This window comes from Carboxylicivirga fragile (assembly GCF_050589805.1).
Taxonomy (GTDB): Bacteria; Bacteroidota; Bacteroidia; order Bacteroidales; family Marinilabiliaceae; genus Carboxylicivirga; species Carboxylicivirga fragile.
In genome coordinates, this window is record NZ_JBNGOY010000004.1 from 17,525 (window position 1) to 35,725 (window position 18,201).

Annotated in this window: 14 protein-coding genes and 1 tRNA gene; 12 read left to right on the top strand and 3 right to left on the bottom strand. The window is 34.3% G+C overall.

Features of this window, described 5'->3' with window-relative positions; genetic code table 11:
• Positions 1-3 precede the first annotated feature (3 nt).
• The 4 genes from pglZ (at position 4) to ACRD7B_RS02550 (ending at position 6,561) form a co-directional block, all read left to right on the top strand.
• Positions 4-2,559, top strand: coding sequence for a BREX-1 system phosphatase PglZ type A (pglZ, locus tag ACRD7B_RS02535; protein WP_430822892.1), 2,556 nt, complete (start codon positions 4-6; stop codon positions 2,557-2,559).
• 1 nt (position 2,560) lies between these two features.
• Positions 2,561-4,585: a BREX system Lon protease-like protein BrxL gene (brxL, locus tag ACRD7B_RS02540; protein WP_430822893.1), complete on the top strand. Its 2,025-nt coding sequence runs from the start codon at positions 2,561-2,563 to the stop codon at positions 4,583-4,585.
• A 50-nt stretch (positions 4,586-4,635) separates the two neighbouring features.
• Entirely contained in the window at positions 4,636-5,370 is a 735-nt protein-coding gene (locus ACRD7B_RS02545; protein ID WP_430822894.1) for an abortive infection system antitoxin AbiGi family protein, read from the top strand.
• Positions 5,371-5,493: 123 nt separating this feature from the next.
• On the top strand, positions 5,494-6,561 hold the full coding sequence (locus ACRD7B_RS02550) for a hypothetical protein (RefSeq protein WP_430822895.1): 1,068 nt from the start codon (positions 5,494-5,496) through the stop codon (positions 6,559-6,561).
• Positions 6,562-6,600: 39 nt separating this feature from the next.
• Here ACRD7B_RS02550 and ACRD7B_RS02555 read toward each other — a convergent pair whose 3' ends face one another.
• Entirely contained in the window at positions 6,601-6,819 is a 219-nt protein-coding gene (locus ACRD7B_RS02555; RefSeq protein ID WP_430822896.1) for a hypothetical protein, read from the bottom strand.
• Positions 6,820-7,230: 411 nt separating this feature from the next.
• Here ACRD7B_RS02555 and ACRD7B_RS02560 point away from each other — a divergent pair, with 411 nt between their 5' ends.
• Together ACRD7B_RS02560 and ACRD7B_RS02565 are read left to right on the top strand one after the other, a co-directional pair.
• Positions 7,231-8,583, top strand: a complete 1,353-nt coding sequence (locus ACRD7B_RS02560; RefSeq protein WP_430822897.1) for a protein NO VEIN domain-containing protein — start codon at positions 7,231-7,233, stop codon at positions 8,581-8,583.
• Positions 8,584-8,640: 57 nt separating this feature from the next.
• Positions 8,641-9,039: a hypothetical protein gene (locus ACRD7B_RS02565; RefSeq protein WP_430822898.1), complete on the top strand. Its 399-nt coding sequence runs from the start codon at positions 8,641-8,643 to the stop codon at positions 9,037-9,039.
• A 58-nt stretch (positions 9,040-9,097) separates the two neighbouring features.
• Here the strand turns inward: ACRD7B_RS02565 and ACRD7B_RS02570 are convergent, their stop codons facing one another.
• Positions 9,098-9,424 carry a hypothetical protein gene (locus tag ACRD7B_RS02570; protein WP_430822899.1) on the bottom strand — a complete coding sequence of 109 codons (327 nt, stop codon included), beginning with the start codon at positions 9,422-9,424 and terminating at the stop codon, positions 9,098-9,100.
• Between the two features lie 786 nt (positions 9,425-10,210).
• Between ACRD7B_RS02570 and ACRD7B_RS02575 the strand changes: the two genes are divergently transcribed.
• Both ACRD7B_RS02575 and ACRD7B_RS02580 read left to right on the top strand, forming a co-directional pair.
• A complete protein-coding gene (locus ACRD7B_RS02575; protein ID WP_430822900.1) occupies positions 10,211-11,755 on the top strand; it encodes a T9SS type A sorting domain-containing protein in 1,545 nt (514 codons plus the stop codon).
• 379 nt (positions 11,756-12,134) lie between these two features.
• Positions 12,135-13,289 carry a carboxypeptidase-like regulatory domain-containing protein gene (locus tag ACRD7B_RS02580; RefSeq protein ID WP_430822901.1) on the top strand — a complete coding sequence of 385 codons (1,155 nt, stop codon included), beginning with the start codon at positions 12,135-12,137 and terminating at the stop codon, positions 13,287-13,289.
• 55 nt (positions 13,290-13,344) lie between these two features.
• On the opposite strand, the gene ACRD7B_RS02585 is transcribed toward ACRD7B_RS02580, so the two are convergent.
• A complete protein-coding gene (locus ACRD7B_RS02585) occupies positions 13,345-14,790 on the bottom strand; it encodes a glycoside hydrolase family 16 protein (protein ID WP_430822902.1) in 1,446 nt (481 codons plus the stop codon).
• A 544-nt stretch (positions 14,791-15,334) separates the two neighbouring features.
• On the opposite strand from ACRD7B_RS02585, the gene ACRD7B_RS02590 reads away from it, so the two are divergent.
• The 4 genes from ACRD7B_RS02590 to ACRD7B_RS02605 all read left to right on the top strand — a co-directional run bounded on the left by ACRD7B_RS02590 (position 15,335) and on the right by ACRD7B_RS02605 (position 18,010).
• The gene (locus ACRD7B_RS02590; protein WP_430822903.1) at positions 15,335-16,114 is read left to right on the top strand and encodes a VTC domain-containing protein; all 780 of its coding nucleotides are present in this window, start codon (positions 15,335-15,337) and stop codon (positions 16,112-16,114) included.
• Positions 16,115-16,124: 10 nt separating this feature from the next.
• Positions 16,125-16,778 carry a DUF4956 domain-containing protein gene (locus ACRD7B_RS02595; protein ID WP_430822904.1) on the top strand — a complete coding sequence of 218 codons (654 nt, stop codon included), beginning with the start codon at positions 16,125-16,127 and terminating at the stop codon, positions 16,776-16,778.
• Positions 16,759-17,805, top strand: coding sequence for a hypothetical protein (locus tag ACRD7B_RS02600; RefSeq protein ID WP_430822905.1), 1,047 nt, complete (start codon positions 16,759-16,761; stop codon positions 17,803-17,805). The genes ACRD7B_RS02595 and ACRD7B_RS02600 overlap by 20 nt, the downstream gene beginning before the upstream one ends.
• 130 nt (positions 17,806-17,935) lie before the next feature.
• Positions 17,936-18,010: transfer RNA gene (locus ACRD7B_RS02605), tRNA-Gly, on the top strand.
• Positions 18,011-18,201: the final 191 nt, after the last annotated feature.

Consider the following 18,201-nt stretch of genomic DNA (forward strand, 5'->3'; position numbering starts at 1 on the left):
ACAATGATAGTAGATAAGATTAAAAATATATTACTTCAAGAGAAGCGAAATATCGTATTTTATTTCGATGCGGATGGTTCATTACGTGATGACCTTCAAGAAATAGAAGCATCCGGCATTAAGGTAATTGAGGTTCAAAACAATTATTTTGAACTCAAGTATCGCTTGGAGATTGAATGGGCAGGACAGCAATTGTTTTTGTATCATCCATTTGCTCGACCCAACGATAATGAACTCAAGAAATATCCCCTGTTGGATTTATTGAAAGCCAATGCGGAGTTGAGATTGGATGATGCTTCTGAGTTTTTATCGGAATATGGATTGCAGGATCATCACCTATCGCTGGTTAAACGCTACATAAAGCAATTAAAAACCAAAACTAACCAGAAGAAGTTAGCGAAGATTTTGGATAAGGGAAATTTCAATGCTTCTAACCTAAAGTTAGGTCTGATCTCCATTTCTCTGAATTTCAGTTCAATCACTGACAGAAATAGCTGCATCGCCAAGTTGTTGATTAAAGGTACTGATGCAACTAAGTTCAACAAATTATTAAAAACCATTAAAGAACAGGACATAGAAGCCGATATTCTGGAGTGGATCAGTAATTTGGTGAATAAGCGTTATTCAGAATTAAATATTGAAACGGTTTCCGATGTTGCCCGGCTGATCAAATACAACATACTCACGGTGTTTATTGATAAGACCATCAAGGCAGATAGTTATTCGAAACTAAAGATGGATAATGCTGCTGGCTTAAACCGCATGCAATCCTTCTTTCAAGATTGGGAGAACAACCCCACATTAAAAGGTCATATCGAAACTGTATTCAGTGATCTGGCTGCTGACATTCAATACGCCAAGATCATTGAGTGGTACGGAACAGAGCAAGAGTATGGATACTACTCTGAGGATATGTTGAATCGTTTAATTCTGGATTTATATCATAACATAGAAAATCATCCAGTAAGAACAAAGGATGAATGTATTAAATGGATGCGTTCAAGTACTTTACCTGATGATTTAGTAGAGCAGGTTAACTTCATTTACAATGCTTCGGGCATGTATGGTGTGCTTGAAAGTTACAAGTCTTTTAAATTCAATGCACCTGAAGATTACGTCAATGAGTATTCCAATGAATTGTATCAGGTTGATTTAAGTTATCGTAAGGCGGTTATTGCCTACGAAAATGCCAGTGATGACCTTTACGATTTTGAACAAGTGGCATCAAAGGTATTCAGCACCCTGAATGAGAAATATGATCGCTTCTTGATTGATCTGAATGTGGAGTGGCAGAAGATAATGGCAGAGAATAAATTCAACTACCATGCCCTTGATGTTAACAAGCAGTTCGATTTTTACGATAACAACATTAAGGATTTCAATAATAAGATTGTGGTCATTATATCAGATGCCTTACGCTATGAGTTGGGGCACGATATGTATAACGATATGCTTTCCAATAGTAAGAATGACCTTACAATTGAACCTTGTCTGGCTTCAATTCCATCCTACACCAACCTTGGAATGGCGAACCTGCTACCTAATACAGATATGGTAGTAGAGAAAGCAGATGCCGACTTATCATTTAAGGTCAATGGAAAGACAACGGTTAGCACTAACCGAGAGAGCATCTTACAGACTCAAGAAAAAGAGAGTGCCACCATTAACTTCTCTGAACTCAAAAGAATGAGCAAGCAAGAGAAAAGGGCATTCTTTAGAGATCAACGTATCACCTATGTGTATCACGATTGGATTGATGCTGTTGGTGATAAGAAGAAAACAGAACATGAATCGTTTGAAGCCACTGAAAAGGCAATTAAGGACTTAAAGTGGTTAATCAATAATATTTCTGGAGAGATCAGGATCATGCATGTGCTGGTTACCTCTGACCATGGCTTCTTGTACAACTATAACGAATTAGCCGAAAGTAGTCGTGAGGTATTACCCAAAACAAAAGGTTACAGCAGGGAACATGCTCGTTTTGTTATTGCTGATGAGTTTGAAGGTAAGGTGGATGGATACCAAATGGACTTAAAGAATACCACTAATCTGGATACTGATCTTAAAGTGTCTGTTCCAAGAGCCATTAACCGTTATCGAAAACAAGGTAATGTTGGTGTTCAATTTGCACATGGTGGAGCAAGTCTTCAGGAATTAGTTACACCTGTTATTAAGCTATATAAGAACCGTAAAGAAGCTAATCAAGCTGTATCATTCAAACGTATTGATCAAGCGGATAAGATATCCTCGGGTAGCCTAAAGATTACGATTCTTCAGGATCAACCAGTATCCAATGAATATAAAAGTTCGGAGGTAGTATTTGGCTTGTTCTCAGACACAGGGGAATTATTATCGAATGATTCAACATTAATTTTGAATTCAACTTCAAACAATCCTAAAGAACGAGTATTTGAGGTGATATTGTCGCTCAATACACTTGGATCAAAAGCCAGCTTTGGATATTTAAGGGCATACGATAAGAAAGATAAGTCGAGGTTAAATCCGATTGGAGTAAATGACTTAATCAAAATAAGTACACGAGAAATAGATGAGTGGTAATATGGGACTAGAACAAAAAATCATAAAGCACTTTGAAGGTAAGGTCGTACGTAAGGACCTTACTAAGTTTGTTAAAGGTAATGCCGTTGTTCCAACCTATGTGTTAGAATATTTACTTGGTCAACATTGTGCTTCTTCAGATGATGAAATCGTAACGCAAGGCGTTGAAAAGGTAAAAGAGATTATCAAAAAACACTTCGTGCACCGTGATGAAGCTGAAGCTGTTAAGCATGATATTGTTACTAAAGGTAACCACCGTGTCATTGATAAAGTATCTGCCCGGTTAAATGATCGTAGAGGTATCTATGAAGCAGAGTTTGCCAACCTCGGACTTAAAAAAGTGACCATCAGTAATGATATTATTGCCAACCATAAAAAATTATTGACATCAGGTGTATGGTGCATTGTGAACCTATCTTACTTAGGTGGAGATGAAGGTAATGACTCACCTTGGGTGATTGAATCTTTAAAACCTATTCAAATCTCCCATGTAGATTTGGAGGAATTTAAATCGTTACGCTCTCATTTTACCAAAGACGAATGGATCGACCTGTTGATGCAAAGTATTGGCTTAAATCCTGAGCAGTTTAACTTCAGGGGGAAGCTGATTCAATTAACCCGTATGGTTTCCTTCTGTGAAAACAACTACAACCTGATCGAACTTGGTCCTAAAGGAACAGGTAAGAGCCATATCTATTCGGAACTATCACCACATGGGATGTTGATCTCCGGTGGTGAAGTAACTCAAGCCAAACTATTCGTTAACAATAGTAATGGTCAAATTGGTCTGGTTGGTTATTGGGATAATGTGGCTTTTGATGAGTTTGCCGGAATCACTAAGCGAGTGGATAAGAACCTAGTAGATACCATGAAGAACTACATGGCAAACAAATCCTTCTCTAGGGGTAGTTCACCTTATGGTGCAGCAGCATCATTCTCGTTTGTGGGTAATACCATGCATTCAGTAACCCATATGATTAAGCATTCGGATTTATTTGAAGCATTACCTAAAGCATATCACGATTCTGCATTTCTGGATCGTATACACTGTTATATTCCCGGATGGGAGGTGCAGAAGTTACGTAATGAATTATTTACTGATGGTAATGGGTTTATTGCTGATTATCTGGCAGAGATACTAAAAGTGTTACGTAAGGATGATTACTCGCACTTATGCAGTAAATATTTCGAATTATCAGAAGGTATCACCACAAGGGATCGTACGGCTGTTTTAAAGACCTTCTCTGGCTTGTGTAAGATTATATACCCTCATGGAGATTGCTCGAAAGAAGAAGCTAAAGAATTGCTTGATTTTGCTCTGGAAGGTAGACGAAGAGTTAAGAACCAGCTTGCCATCATCGATGAGACCTTCTCTGAAGTTGAATTCTCATACACCAATGGTACTAACAAGATTGCAGTACTAACCCTTGAGGAAAAACAGTATCCAAGTCTATTTAAAAAAGAGGGAGATGAAGAAACTGAGACCTATGAGGAAATACCAATGGTTGTTGAGAGAACTACAACACCAAAAGAAGAACTGTTGTCGGGCAAGCATGTGGTATACGAAGAAAACACTAAAGGGGTAAGTTATGAGAAACTCTTTGCGCCATACCTTAAAGGGGCACGAAGAATAACCATCAATGATCCATACCTACGATTATTCTACCAAGTGAAGAACCTGATGGAATTCATCCAGATGGTTCACAAGAACAAAACCATTGGTGAGGACATTGAGATAAGTGTTGTTACCAAATACGATGAATTTAAAGAGCAGGAAAGTGAGGAGCGTTTCGAACAACTTAAAGAAAGTATCGATGGCTCAGGCATTGTATTCGACTATGAATTCGACCAGTCTTTGAGTTTTCATGCTAGAAGTATCGAAACCGACACTGGATGGAAAATTAGCATAGATAGAGGTCTGGACATCTTCCAGCCATACGATTTTAAGAATCCATTTAATTTGGCAAATACCCTTCAGGAAGAGCGAGAAGTTAAGAAGTTTGAAATTACTTATTTGAGGGAGTAAGTTTTTAAGCATTTAATTATCGATAGCTAAAACTATAAACAATTTCATAGATGGATGATAATATAAAATCAGAGTTTAAACAGAAAAAAATTAATCACATTTTTCATTATACAAGAAGATATGATTGGCTGAAGAAAATTTTAGATTCTGGATTTGCGCCTTCTTATTGTCATGAAAATATTAGTGAGTTTGAATATTTTATTCCAATGGTAAGCTTTTGTAACATCCCATTAAAAGATGTTGATAATTATATGAGGTATGGGAAATATGGTATTGGGATGAGTATGGAGTGGGCAGTTAGAAATAGTATTTCGCCTGTTATATACATTCACGAGCAAACTCCATTTCAGAATTTTTATAGTCTTTTCTCCAGTTATAGAAAATACGATCAGACACTAAGTTTTCAAGATATGTCTATAAAAGTCGTTCAATACTTTAAAAATTGGAAGACACAATATCGAGGAAATGAAATTATCACATATCATGAAAGAGAATGGCGGTATATACCAAACCTGAACGGTAAGAAGCCGATTATAAAGGTTGATGACCATGAATTTAAAGATTATCAAGATAAGAATAAGATTAAGAAACCCCACTTTCCGGAAAAAGCCTTAAAGATCAATAGTATATCTGACTTAAAATATATTACAGTGAAGGATGAAAAACAAAGATTTGAAATATTGGACCTCCTAAAATTAAAATTTACTGATAAAAGTGTGACAGAAGCTTTGGTCGGGGGGCAATTATTGATTCTCACAATAGACCAACTTCATAATGATTTCTAATCCGTTTTAGTAAAATACCCATAATTAACACTTTGATATAGTACTTCCAATTGAAGTTATACATGCATAAAGCCTTGAGTCAGCAGATAAGTACTATTGAAATTATTTTTTTAGCTAAAAAATATGAACCAAGAAACAAAAGAAAATTTACGAGTATTTGTTGAGTTGTTGAAAAACAACAATAACTACTTTGATAATAAGAAAGTTAAAGTTCACTTAAAAGACTGGAATATATTAAGTTCCGAAGATGATATTAATAAAATTAAATTCAAAGGAGACAACAAGAGTGAAGTATTAAGTATTCTGAGAGAAATTGAAGACAAATTAAGAAACGATTTTATAAACGATCCAAACTATAATTACTTAGTAGATTTAAGAATTAGAAACTCTGTGGGAAGTATAACTGAGTTAGTTTCTATGCCATTAAAAGTAATAACGCCATCTGGAGAAATACAAGAAAACTCTTTTTACAACGAAGAGAAAGTAAGGGAAGAGTCATTTAGGTTAAGAATGATTGATTGCCTAGTAAGTAAAGATGAAGTTATATGTTATAAGATTGCGGAAATTATCAAGTCTAGTTATATTTCTGTTGGGATGATAGATTCTCTGGGTTTAGTAACAGTTTATGTCAAGGATAGTGATTCCATAAACTTGTTGGAGAACGAATATAAGAAACAAATCATTCAAGTATTCATTGATATTCTTGGTGAAGATGGTCTATCTCTGGATAATTTAGTATACAAAGAATATCCAAGTGATTTTTTTAAATCTATTGCCTATGATAATGACGGTAGTTTTCAAATTAAAATAAATGAACTTAGAAGCAACGCAGGATTAATTAATGATAACACGGAGCGAGAAATTAATATTGCTCTTGGTCTAATCGAGCAAGAACAATATTTATCGGCACTACGATTATTATTAATCATTGTTGAAGAAATTACAGATGAGATCATACTAAGGACTGAATCCTGGAGTGCTCAAGGAGAAATTATTGGTTTAAGAAAAAAGATTGCCCTCCTATCTGAAAAATATAATTTCAAAATGAGTACAATATATTTTACTACTGATATTGTGGATATTAGAAATTCTTTTGTTCATGCTTCAATTAATTTAAAAGACCAAACCAGTTTGTTAGTATACGTTAACTTCGTGATGGATGAGATGATTAAAATTATTAACATTAAGTAAAAAATACTGTAGCCAAACTTTTCCGGGGGAGGCTACAGTTTAACTATAACATAGGTTAGGATTCCCCTTCACTAATTCTTTAGCTTCGAAATATACATAATCAAGATCATCATGAATATGTGTTATCTCAACCATGGTCACTTCTTCATCAATTACAAGAGTCAACTTCATGCCCTCGTACAATAATCGATAACGGGTATATACATTATCATAGTCCACAAGAGTAGTACCGTCAGCATAATTATATAGTACATTCAATTGTTAATCAGTGTTGGTCGTATTAATTATGTGAATGGTGATAACGTAAAGTTACCATCCTCTGTAATGTCTTGCTTTTCATCGTTTAACAAACAATTAGTATCTTTGTGGAACAAGTCACGATCATTGAAAAATAACGTAAAAAAGTAGCACTTTCTTGTACCTACTAAATTGGGGGTTGCATGAATCGCTTATGAATAAAGGGGTGCGAGGGGTTAGGTTATGATTTAACTCGCTCTACAAACGGACATAAGAATCACTCCCCCCAAGTAGTGGTTTTTTGTTTATAGACCATCCCAAAGCCTTATGAATACTGAGTTTTTAGATTCTATACGTTACAAGTTCTACAATAGACTCGAACCTTTTTGGGGGCAGAAAGGGGTAATATAAATTAATATTAAACGAATTTTAATGAAATCAATAGTTGAAATTATTGTTGACAAGTCTGGTAGTATGGGATATATGAATGGCTCAAAAGATCATGAGAATAAATATCTTTTGCCAGATGGCTCAACTCGTATGTCTTTAGCTAAGAAAATACTATCACAAGATATTATTCCAATTATTGATTATGCCTCTCTTATTGTAATAAGAACCTTTAGAGTATCACGAAACGGAAAACAGGACTTCAATGATGTTGAGAAAATATATGATGGTGAGTATGATAAAGATAGGGTTACTAGAATTATAAGTGCCCTTGACAATCCTCCTCCGGGAGGTTCTCCGATTTCTGCTGCTATTGAAATGGCTATTACTAACCTGAAATCATTTAGTAATTATGATAGAAAGATTATCTTAATTACCGATGGTGAAGAAAATGGAGGAGGTGATTATAAGAAAACGATCGAAGAAGCGGAGACAATACATGGTGTTCCCTGTGGTGTTTTTATTGTTGGAATTGATCAGGATGATTCAGCAGAACAAAAGTCCAAAAAAATAACTCAAGCCACCGGAGGTAAATATTTAAACCTTAAGACTAATAATTATGAGACATCAAGTGTTTCATCAGTTTTAAGTGGATTTAAATCATCTATTTTAGCTAGTAGTGTAGAAAATCTTACCAAATCTGTTGAAGTATCAAGTGATCTAAATACGGCAATTGAAGATGTAAATAGTGAAACAACTAGGATTGTAATTCAAGAGCAAGAAGAGGAAAAAAAAGAACAGATTAACCTTGAAGCAAATGGAGATAAGGAAACTATTCAGAATATCAAGGAAGCGAGTATTAGTGAAGTTGTAAACAACAACTCTCAATCAATTAATATTATTTCCAAACAGTTAAGTATTATCTCAGATGAAATTAAGCAAATACGTTCATTCGACAATTTACCTGATAGTGAAGAGTTCTATGAAAACAAAGAGTTGAACGAAAAAACAAGGGTTAATAGTGAGACATTTGTTTACGATATGTTGAAGAAGATGTATCAGGATCGAGTTGTGTGGTTTAATAAGGATGGCGAGAGTCATTCGGCTTGTGATTTTCAGATATTAAAACCAGACAAGAGTATAGAATATTACATCGATTGTAAGGCTTCCAAAAATAATACTAACCAATTCTTAATGACTGAAAATGAGTGGGACTTGTTTCTTAATAACACTAAGAATTATCAGATATATTTCGTTTCTAATGCATTAACTAATCCGGAATTATTAATCGTTGATAATTTACTGGATTGGATTTTATCAGGTCGTGTTGTTCCGTTTTCATCTAAGAAGATTTGCCTTAAAGCAGGACGAATTTTGCTAACGATTAATGAAAAATAACGCTCATAGTATGAATACCATAACCATTATCTATCGTCTATTTGTAAAAGCCATAAGATGCAAGACCATATAACTAAGTTGGTTTTATTATTCCTGTTTTTCCTAGCAACATCAATGAGTTGTGAGAAAGAAGACGTAGAGCCATCAAATCATTATAAGATTGATATAGAGTATTCAATTTCCCCCAATTTATCGTTCACCATAAGCAATATAAATGATTCACGATGCCCTGAAGGTGCAAGATGTTTTTGGGAAGGTGATGTTGCAATGGATTTCCTTATTGAAGAAGGTAATAGTGTTATTGATACCACTCTAGACCTAAGTTATCACCGGGATAATCCATCCGAATTCGGGGGGTATAGATTTGAGATCACCGATGTCCTTCCTTACCCTAAATTGGGCACAGTGATTGAATTGGATGAGGTAAGGGTTGTAATGGACTTGGTTAAACAATAAAAGGGGCAGCAACATACTAACAAAGTTACCACCCCCTAACTATAAACGAATCAAAAAGTCATTGTGTTTTATCGTCAGTATTTTCAACCAACAAGTCCCACACATAGTCCAAGTTCATCATTGTGAAATAAGGATCTGAATCAAGGTCTATTGCCACAAGAATCTCCTGACATGCTTCTAGATCAATAAGATCGAAATAAACTATTCGCCCATTGATCTGGATGCGTTTTATCTGCACTGGTGTTGGTGAAGTTTTATCCATTAGCAGCATCATTTTATCCCCTACTTTTATGTGTTTATGTCTGGAGTAAATGTTGCTTAAATGAATAAGAGTTTCGTCTTCTGCATATGCTGTGGTGGTGGGTTGTTGTACATTCGTTTTCATATGATTCGTTTTCTATAAATACTGCTTTAAATGGTTTTGGACGATACAACTGTATGAATATTCAAACCAACAATGGGGTTATGCTTCTATGAGAGGCTGTGGACAATGGAATTTATTGTAAGTGTACAATTCAACACTATTGGTGGGGAGAACAATGTGTTCTCTTGTGGTGACATGGATTTGATGTACAATCAATGGTCTGAGATTGATAACCGTTTCTTTGGGGGGATGAGGTAAATAATGTACGTGATATTGAGTGTTTAATGCGCTAATGTACAGTAAAAGCCGTATCCGGGGGTATGTTTGATGCCCCCCCCCGGCACTCTATATACAGCTAGGGTCGAGCGTGAATGAGGGGGCGGATAGAATCAAAAAACTCATATATTATTTCGATTCCCCATTATTTGGGATCGTAAAAAATTTTGAAAAAAAATTGTGTAGTGGTGGAAAAGTGAATTGTAATTGATTTTGGCAATAGGTTAGAATAAATAAAAGTGTTTTAAACGATTGAAACATAAATGGTAATGAAATATTTGTAATAATCCAGAATTAACATTATATTATGTAGGAATTAGTATTCACACACTAGTTTCCCGATATTAAAAAGGGGTGGTACATTAGTTTGTGTCACCCTTTTTATTTGGAATTGCAGAAAAAACATGAGAAAAGGTGATGGTGTAATTATTGATTAGGATAATGACGTAACATAGTAACTGTAGTTGTCAGATGTAGAAATTGAATATTTTTGTTTACTTTAACAGGCATTATGTACGTCAAATTATATTTATGAAGGCTCTATATTCACTAACTATTTTTATTCTACTAACAGGTGTTCTGCAAGCACAATCTTCTGAACATGTTTTAGATTATACAATCACAGAAACGTATGATGAAACTACAGGGACATTAGTTAATAGTTCTAAGAAATCTTACGCCTTTGATTCCAATGGAAATCGGACATTGGCAGTAAGCTATAATTGGGATTCGACCCTCAATGATTGGGTAGGAAGTTCTAAAAATGAATTTACTTATGATTCCAATGGAAATGAGACTTTGGAAATATTATATAATTGGGATTCTACCCTCAATGACTGGGTAGGAACTTCTAAAAGTGAATCTAGTTATGATTCCAATGGAAATCGGACGTTGGCAGTAAGCTATAATTGGGATTCCACCCTCAATGACTGGGTAGGAAATTTTAAATCTGTATACACCTATGATTCCAATGGAAATGAGACCTTGAATGCACGCTATAATTGGAATTCCACCCTCAATGATTGGGTAGGTAAAAATTATAAATATGAATATAGTTATGATTCCAATGGAAATCGGACGTTGCATGTGGATTATCGTTGGGATACCGCCATTAATGATTGGGTTGGATATGTGAAATGGGAATATAGTTGTGATACCAATGGAAATCGGATATTGTCTACACGCTATAATTGGGATTCCACCCTCAATGACTGGGTAGGAACTTCTAAGTATGAATATACTTATGATTCCAATGGAAATGAGACTTTAAAAGCATTATATAATTGGGATTCGACCCTCAACGATTGGGTAGGAACTTCTAAGTATGAACATACTTATGATTCCAATGGAAATGAGACTTTGAAAGTATTATATAAGTGGGTTTCGATCTTCAACGATTGGGTAAGATATGTGAAATATGAATATAGTTATGATTCCAATGGAAATGAGACCCTGAAAACAATCTATAATTGGGATTCCGCCCTCAATGACTGGGTAGGAAGATCTAAATATGAACATTCTTATGATTACGATGGAAATGAGACCTTGAATGCACAATATAGTTGGGATTCCACCCTCAATTATTGGGTAGGAGATTTTAAATGGGAATATAGTTATGATTCCAATGGGAAAATGACGTTGATTGTAGACTATAATTGGGATATTACCTTAAATGATTGGGTAGGAAGTTCTAAGTATGAAAATAGTTTTGATTCCAATGGAAATAGAACGTTGTCTGCAACGCACAATTGGGATTCTACACTCAATGATTGGTACTTGTCATCTCGAACTACTTTATATTACACAGAACCCATATCAACTAGATTAAATGATATTATAGAATTCAATTATAAAATTTATCCAAATCCATCTACTGATTTCATATGCATTGATGTAACCGAATCGGTAAAAACCATATCTATTCAAATATTTGATGTAAGTGGATTAAAGGTATTAACTCAAGAATTAAATACGAATAATCAAATTCCTGTTGCTCATTTACCAAGGGGGATGTATATCATTAAATTAGTGGAAGGGAATAGCTTGGTTAAAAACACTAAGTTATTATTGAAATAAAGCGTGAATATATTTGGTGTTGCTTTCTCGACTTCACCAATAAAGAAACTGGTGGTGCATTAATTTGTATCACCCTTTTTTATAGATGAAAAATATTGTGGTATTTAATTAAAATAATGTTTGGAGTTGGGTATGTTGATATTTATCGAAGTAATTTTTTCACAAAACCGATCTTTTAAAATTAAGAACTTTGTTAGGCTTATTGAATATGAATAAAGGTGCTATATTTGTTAGTAATGGGAACAGTTGAGAATTTAATAAACTGCAATGTTCCCAGTAAAATGTTCCCAATGTTAAGGGTGGGGTATTTAATGAATTGATAATTAGATTACTGTGATTAATATTTATAATTTTATCAAAAATATAAAAAACTTCAGCAATGCAACGTCGAATTTTAAAATCAGCCATTATATTATCTGTATTAGGTTTTATTTGTGTTTCAACTCTTGTGGCTCAAAATATTGAGGTGAAAGGACGAATAGTAGATGCTGAGACCAATAAAGCGGTTGAGTTTGCGAATCTAGGAATAGTAAATTCGTACATGGGAACAGCTTCTGATTTCAATGGTGATTTTAATTTATTAGTAAGTCAGGATTTTGAGAATAATCTTGTTCGTATTTCAGCAGTAGGCTATAAAGTTCGTGAGTTGACTTTAAAAGAGCTTTACGATTTGGCACCCGAACCGTTAAAATTATTTCCCCAAAGCTATGGGATTAATCAAGTGGAAGTGAAGGCTGCTTCAAAACGTTTATATGGTATTTTAAAAACAGCTTCTAATGTAATTTCTGATAATTATTCTGACGCTTATTCATCAAAGGTTTATTTCTCACAGACTGTGAATGGTGCTAATACAAGTGAATTAGCTCTGAATTTTTCTGATGAAACTGGTTATGTTGATCGTTCGTACAGTAATGCTTTTGAAAAGCGTAGTTATGAAGTTAAGGAATTGCGCCGAAATTTTGAGCCCACGCCAATTATTAAAGGCATGTTATTCACTGATGAAGTTTTGGAGTTTGATGTGGCTCGAATTCGTGGAAATGTGCTTGATGCGGATGTTGTGGATCAGTTTGAGTTAAGTTTAAAGGAAGAAATCGTTTACAATAATGATTCAGTTTGGGTAATTGCATACAGTTTAAAAGAAGCTGACTTTGCTACAACTGGAGGTTCAGAGTTGACAGATTACGAGGGGACTATTTATGTGTCGCAATCAGATTATGCTATATTACGAAATGAGCTATCATATACCAGTGGTGGTTTTCATTTGGCCGGAAGAAGTGCTGGACTTTCAAGTAATGAAAACGGCGATTACAAAGTAAGTATTAGGGTTGATTATCGTAAAAAGAAGGATGGAAAATATGCCTTAAGCAAGATTGAATATCTTGGAAAAGAAATGGGTAAGTTAAAACTTGAACTTTCGTGGGTTGTTTATGATTATTCCGAAAAGCAAATCAGTTCAGTTTCGTCCAGAGAATACTACAGCGCGAAAGAATCAGATTCGAAGTTTTGGGAGAAGTTTAAATTACCTTCAAACTAAAGAAAGCCACCCATAGGTAGCTTTCTAAAAAATATCTGTTGTTGTTTGTTTCTTTTTAATTTTCTTGATAGCAGCGAACCCAATCTATTTCTATAGCAGCAGAGTTTAGCTTTTCAACATCTTCTAACAAGTGAGAACTTAAAGTTAGGTACATAGGTTCTTGTGGTATGTTGCTGGTTTGCTCATGCACTTTAACACCATTAACAGTCCATTTTAAGCTGTTCTTTGTCCACTCTAAACCATAAACATAGTAGTCGCTATCAAATTTAGCACCATTAACAGTACTGATCTGATGGGCCGTTTTATGGTTCTTATCTGCACTATGGCAGCCAGCGGTGTAACTTTTAGCATTCTTTGAGAACCTAAAAATATCAATTTGAGGGGCAATGTTTTCACCTACCATCCAAAAAGCATGGGTAAGTGGTGATGCATGGTCAATTTTTACTTTAACCTCAAACTTTCCGTAAAGTTGACGAAAGCTTTGACCTGTACTTATAAGTGCAGAACTATAATTAAACTCTTTGGGAACAAAACCAAGTGTCTCATTCCAAACTTTACCCTTAATTTTTTCATTTTTAGTAAGTAAACTAGCCGTACTGTTTCGCAATTGTATGTTCTTTTCAGTAAAGAATTGATGTTCGTTAGCTAGTACATAAACATCGTTCATTAAGGCTTTGCCCCAGTAATAGCCACTTATCCATTTTTCATTGTTAATAGATTTGGAATCGAAGTCATCTTCAAATGTCAATTTCCATTTGTCAATTTCTTTAAATGGATTTTGCTTTTCCGTTTTAGAATGCCATATAAATTCCGGTGTCTTCTTTATTTCAGCATATTCCGAAAGCAAGGCATATTCTTCTGATTTCTTAAAACGTTTAGGATCTTCTAACTCCTTTTTAAATGCCTGGAACTTGTCTGATTCAACCTCTTGCTTTAGTGTTGTGAAACTTACTAAACGTTCTGAATCCTTTATGTTTAGATAGTTCTTATAATTGGTGGAATTTATTTGTTTATTATAAAACCGAATGTCTGCATTTCTTCGCAAAGAACGAAAGTGTTTGAATTTTTTGTAGTTCTCGGTTTTTTTGAACCCTTTTTTACTCTTCTCCTCTTTAAATTCCGGACTGTCAAGAAAAAGTTTTAAGTCAGAATATTCATTGAAATTTTTTGAGTTGGCTATTTTAATTAAGCGCTCTGGAATTCCAGCGTTGTAATATTTAAAGTACTTTTTAAGATCACCAGATTTCTTTAAGGAGAGGTATTCTTTCAAACGCAAATGTTCTTTGCTATCCTTAAATTTTTCGGTTTTCAGTTTTTCAACTTTTTTCTTAAAGTCACCAGAATTGACAGTCGTGTCAAGTTCTTGAAAGCGTTTGAATTGAGATGATGATTCATAATCAACAAATCTTTTGTGGTCAACACTTAGCTTCTCAATATCTGCTTCGTATTTTGAAGTATTCGGGTATTTGCTACCAAATATGGTTTGAATAAATGAGGCCATACTGTCTTTACGTTTTTGGGTGATTGAGCCTATGATACGGTTTTCCGTCAATAAGGTTAATGAAATATGCTAAAAAAAATCCTAATTGGAAAATAATGTGCGTTTTTGATTTTCAGATGTTCGAAATCGGTCATTATAAAATTCTCTTCAAAATCCGTAATGCTAACAATATTAGGTTTTTGTGATTTTTGGACTGATGCTTGATATGTTAATATTAGAATATTTAATAATGAATGGAATGCCATTCGGCAATTAATTAAGTTTTAAGAAAATTGAGAAGAATATTTTCTATTAATAAAGTTTAACAATTGCATTTAAGTCTTTTTGATAAATTAACATGTGGTTAAAGTAGTTGAATATCAGTAGAAAGTGGTGTTTGTAGGAGTCGGAATTCATACTTTGCTTATGTTTTGAAAGAAGTAAAAAGGCTAATTGATTTAGATCATGAATTTGTTGAACGGAAAATGTGTGTTTTGCACAATATTTCAAAAAAGCGTTTAAAAATTCACAAACCAACGGAGTATTAAAGTTAAATAATCGAGATATGAATGTTTTAACTAATTTGATAAGTTTTTTTGACACTATACAGCTGAACGATACTGGTAGAGTAAAATTGCTCAATAGAATTGATACTAAATTTTTATTATCTCCAAAGGCACTCGTAGATTGTTTGTCAGCCCACATCGAAGATTACGAAGTGGTTGAAATAAATAATGAACGTGTTCTTAATTATGAAACTAAATATTTTGATACGTCTGATTTAAATATGTATTACGAGCATCACAATGGTAAAGCTCGTCGTTACAAGGTTAGATATCGTCGTTATGCCGAAAGTGGTGATCAGTTTTTAGAAGTTAAATACAAAGAAAAGAATAGAACACATAAGCAACGCATCGCTGTAGATGGATTTCAATCCCACCTTTCTGGCAATAACGAAGACTTTATAGAAAATGTAACGCCATATAGAGCTGACGAATTATTTCCTTCTATTACTACTAAATTTAAGCGCATTACACTCGTCAATAAAAAAGTGTGTGAGCGTATTACCATAGATTTAAATATAAACTTTTCCAATACTGATTCTGATTTTGAACTAAAAAACTGTGTTATTGTTGAGATTAAAAGAAATAAAGAGGATGTATACTCTTCGTTTGCTCGAACAATTAAAGAACATGGATTTTTACCATTATCTATTAGTAAATATTGTTTAGGAACAGTAGCTTTGAAAGACGGAGTGAAGTATAATCGTTTTAAACCTCGCTTACGCAAAGTTGATAGTTTAATGGCTCAAGAAGAAAATAATCACTTTGCGTTAGTTGTGTAAATAGCTAATTATGTTTGAGATTTCTGAAGGATCTGTTTTATTAAGTTTATTTGTTCGTTTTGTTTCCAATTTTTTAGTGCTAGCCATTATTGTTTGGGGAATTTATTTTCCATCGGCCAGACGTAAGGAGTATGTTTTTACATATGCCTTAATTAGCAAGACAGTTTTCTTTATGACTTTCTTCTTGGCTTCAGTAGAGCTTGAATTAGGTTTTGCACTGGGTTTATTCGCTATTTTTGGTATCATTCGATATCGAACATCAACCATTCCTATTCGAGAGATGACTTATCTGTTTTTATTAATCGCTGTAGCGGTTATTAATGCAGTGTCGCTTGAAGAATACTTGTTTCCAGAAGTTTTTATTGCCAATGTAGTGTTTGTTTTGTTGGCGTTTTTGATGGAGAAGTTGTGGATGAACAAAGGGGAACAACGAAAAACAATTGTCTACGAAAAAATTGAGCTACTTCGTCCCGAAAAAAGAGAAGCACTTCATGACGATTTACATCGACGAACAGGATTGGATATTCATAAAGTAGAAATTGGTCACATTGATTTCTTAAAAGACACAGCCGTGTTGACGGTATATTTTTCATCTATCAAATCCGACACTATCTTGTCAGATTTTGAGGTAATTAATGGTTCGAATGTTGAAGAGGTGGATTAAATTTTTTTTAATTTCAATTGTTTGTTTTGTTGGTTCTTCTAATTTATTTGGAAGAACAGAAGATATAAAATCTTTTCAAACAGATGATTTGTTCTCACATACCGAACCTCTTGATCTAATAGTATATGCCGATTTTGAGGCCTTAAAATCGAATCGTGATAAAACAGTACCTTATCAGAAAGTAAGCTTGTCATATGTCAACAATGATACGGACACAATTAAGGTATTATCTCAGATAAGAGTTAGGGGTAATTACCGTTTAAGAGAAACAACTTGTAGTTTTCCTCCACTCAAGTTCAAGTTTAGATCAAGAGATGTTGATTCAACCATTTTTGAAGGATGTAATAGACTAAAATTAGTAACGCATTGTCAGGATGATGAAGTTGAGATGCATAACAGTGCTATGCGCGAATTGTTGGCTTATCAGATCTATAATGAAATCTGTGATTTTAGTTTACAAGTTCGTTTGGTTAATGTCGTCTATGTAGATATTAATACAGAAGATAGAGTTACTCAACGAGGCTTTTTTATTGAAGATGTTGAATGTCTGAGTCGTCGAAATAATATGGAGGAATTTAATTCCGTAAACCTAACTATGGAACAATTGAGTCAAAATAATATGATTCGTATGTCAATGTTCCAGTTGATGATTGGAAATAATGATTGGTCGGTTCCTAAGTTACATAACGTTGTTTTAATGCGGGAAGGAACCCATACGCCTCCAATAGCAGTACCTTATGATTTTGATATGTCTGCATTTGTAAATGCACCATATCGTAAGTCTATCTTGGGTGAAGAAGAGGTTAGGTGTGTTTATAAGGGGCATCGTGTCGAAGTGGAAGAATTGGAAGAAACAATTGATTTATTTGTTGAACGACGCGGAGCCATTGTTGATTTAATCCTGGATTTTCCCTATTTGGATGTCAAAAATAAGCAACTTTGCCTTCAAAAAATTGATGAGTTCTACAATTTGTTTGACCATAAATCAAGTATTCGCCGCACATTCGTTTCTAAACCAAAATCATAGCTTTTAGTACAGCCTAGGTGTTAAGTGGTATCAAAAAAAAACCAGTCTTTTTCTGTGTTCCAAAGAATTATTTTTTATATTTTTGCATGCCCTTTTAGAGAAGGGTAAGAGTTATACATCAATAAAAAATGCGAAAATAGCTCAGTGGTAGAGCACGACCTTGCCAAGGTCGGGGTCGCGGGTTCGAATCCCGTTTTTCGCTCCAGTATTTCAGAGACTGCCCAGGTGCTGAAATTGGTAGACAGGCATGGTTGAGGGGCATTTACTAAACTTTAGCTACAAAGGACTGCTAAAGCTGATTAATAAAGAGTTATAAAAGAACGTAGCTCAAATGTAGAAAAATTTTTCGGAAACAATTCGGAAACAATCTACAGATTTGTAATTTTGGAATAGATA

Excerpts from the sequence above, each read along its gene's own strand:
- pglZ (WP_430822892.1), top strand. The coding sequence starts at position 4 with ATGATAGTAGATAAGATTAAAAATATATTACTTCAAGAGAAGCGAAAT.
- brxL (WP_430822893.1), top strand. The coding sequence starts at position 2,561 with ATGGGACTAGAACAAAAAATCATAAAGCACTTTGAAGGTAAGGTCGTA.
- ACRD7B_RS02545 (WP_430822894.1), top strand. The coding sequence starts at position 4,636 with ATGGATGATAATATAAAATCAGAGTTTAAACAGAAAAAAATTAATCAC.
- ACRD7B_RS02550 (WP_430822895.1), top strand. The coding sequence starts at position 5,494 with ATGAACCAAGAAACAAAAGAAAATTTACGAGTATTTGTTGAGTTGTTG.
- ACRD7B_RS02560 (WP_430822897.1), top strand. The coding sequence starts at position 7,231 with ATGAAATCAATAGTTGAAATTATTGTTGACAAGTCTGGTAGTATGGGA.
- ACRD7B_RS02565 (WP_430822898.1), top strand. The coding sequence starts at position 8,641 with ATGCAAGACCATATAACTAAGTTGGTTTTATTATTCCTGTTTTTCCTA.
- ACRD7B_RS02570 (WP_430822899.1), bottom strand. The coding sequence starts at position 9,424 with ATGAAAACGAATGTACAACAACCCACCACCACAGCATATGCAGAAGAC.
- ACRD7B_RS02575 (WP_430822900.1), top strand. The coding sequence starts at position 10,211 with ATGAAGGCTCTATATTCACTAACTATTTTTATTCTACTAACAGGTGTT.
- ACRD7B_RS02580 (WP_430822901.1), top strand. The coding sequence starts at position 12,135 with ATGCAACGTCGAATTTTAAAATCAGCCATTATATTATCTGTATTAGGT.
- ACRD7B_RS02585 (WP_430822902.1), bottom strand. The coding sequence starts at position 14,790 with ATGGCCTCATTTATTCAAACCATATTTGGTAGCAAATACCCGAATACT.
- ACRD7B_RS02590 (WP_430822903.1), top strand. The coding sequence starts at position 15,335 with ATGAATGTTTTAACTAATTTGATAAGTTTTTTTGACACTATACAGCTG.
- ACRD7B_RS02595 (WP_430822904.1), top strand. The coding sequence starts at position 16,125 with ATGTTTGAGATTTCTGAAGGATCTGTTTTATTAAGTTTATTTGTTCGT.
- ACRD7B_RS02600 (WP_430822905.1), top strand. The coding sequence starts at position 16,759 with ATGTTGAAGAGGTGGATTAAATTTTTTTTAATTTCAATTGTTTGTTTT.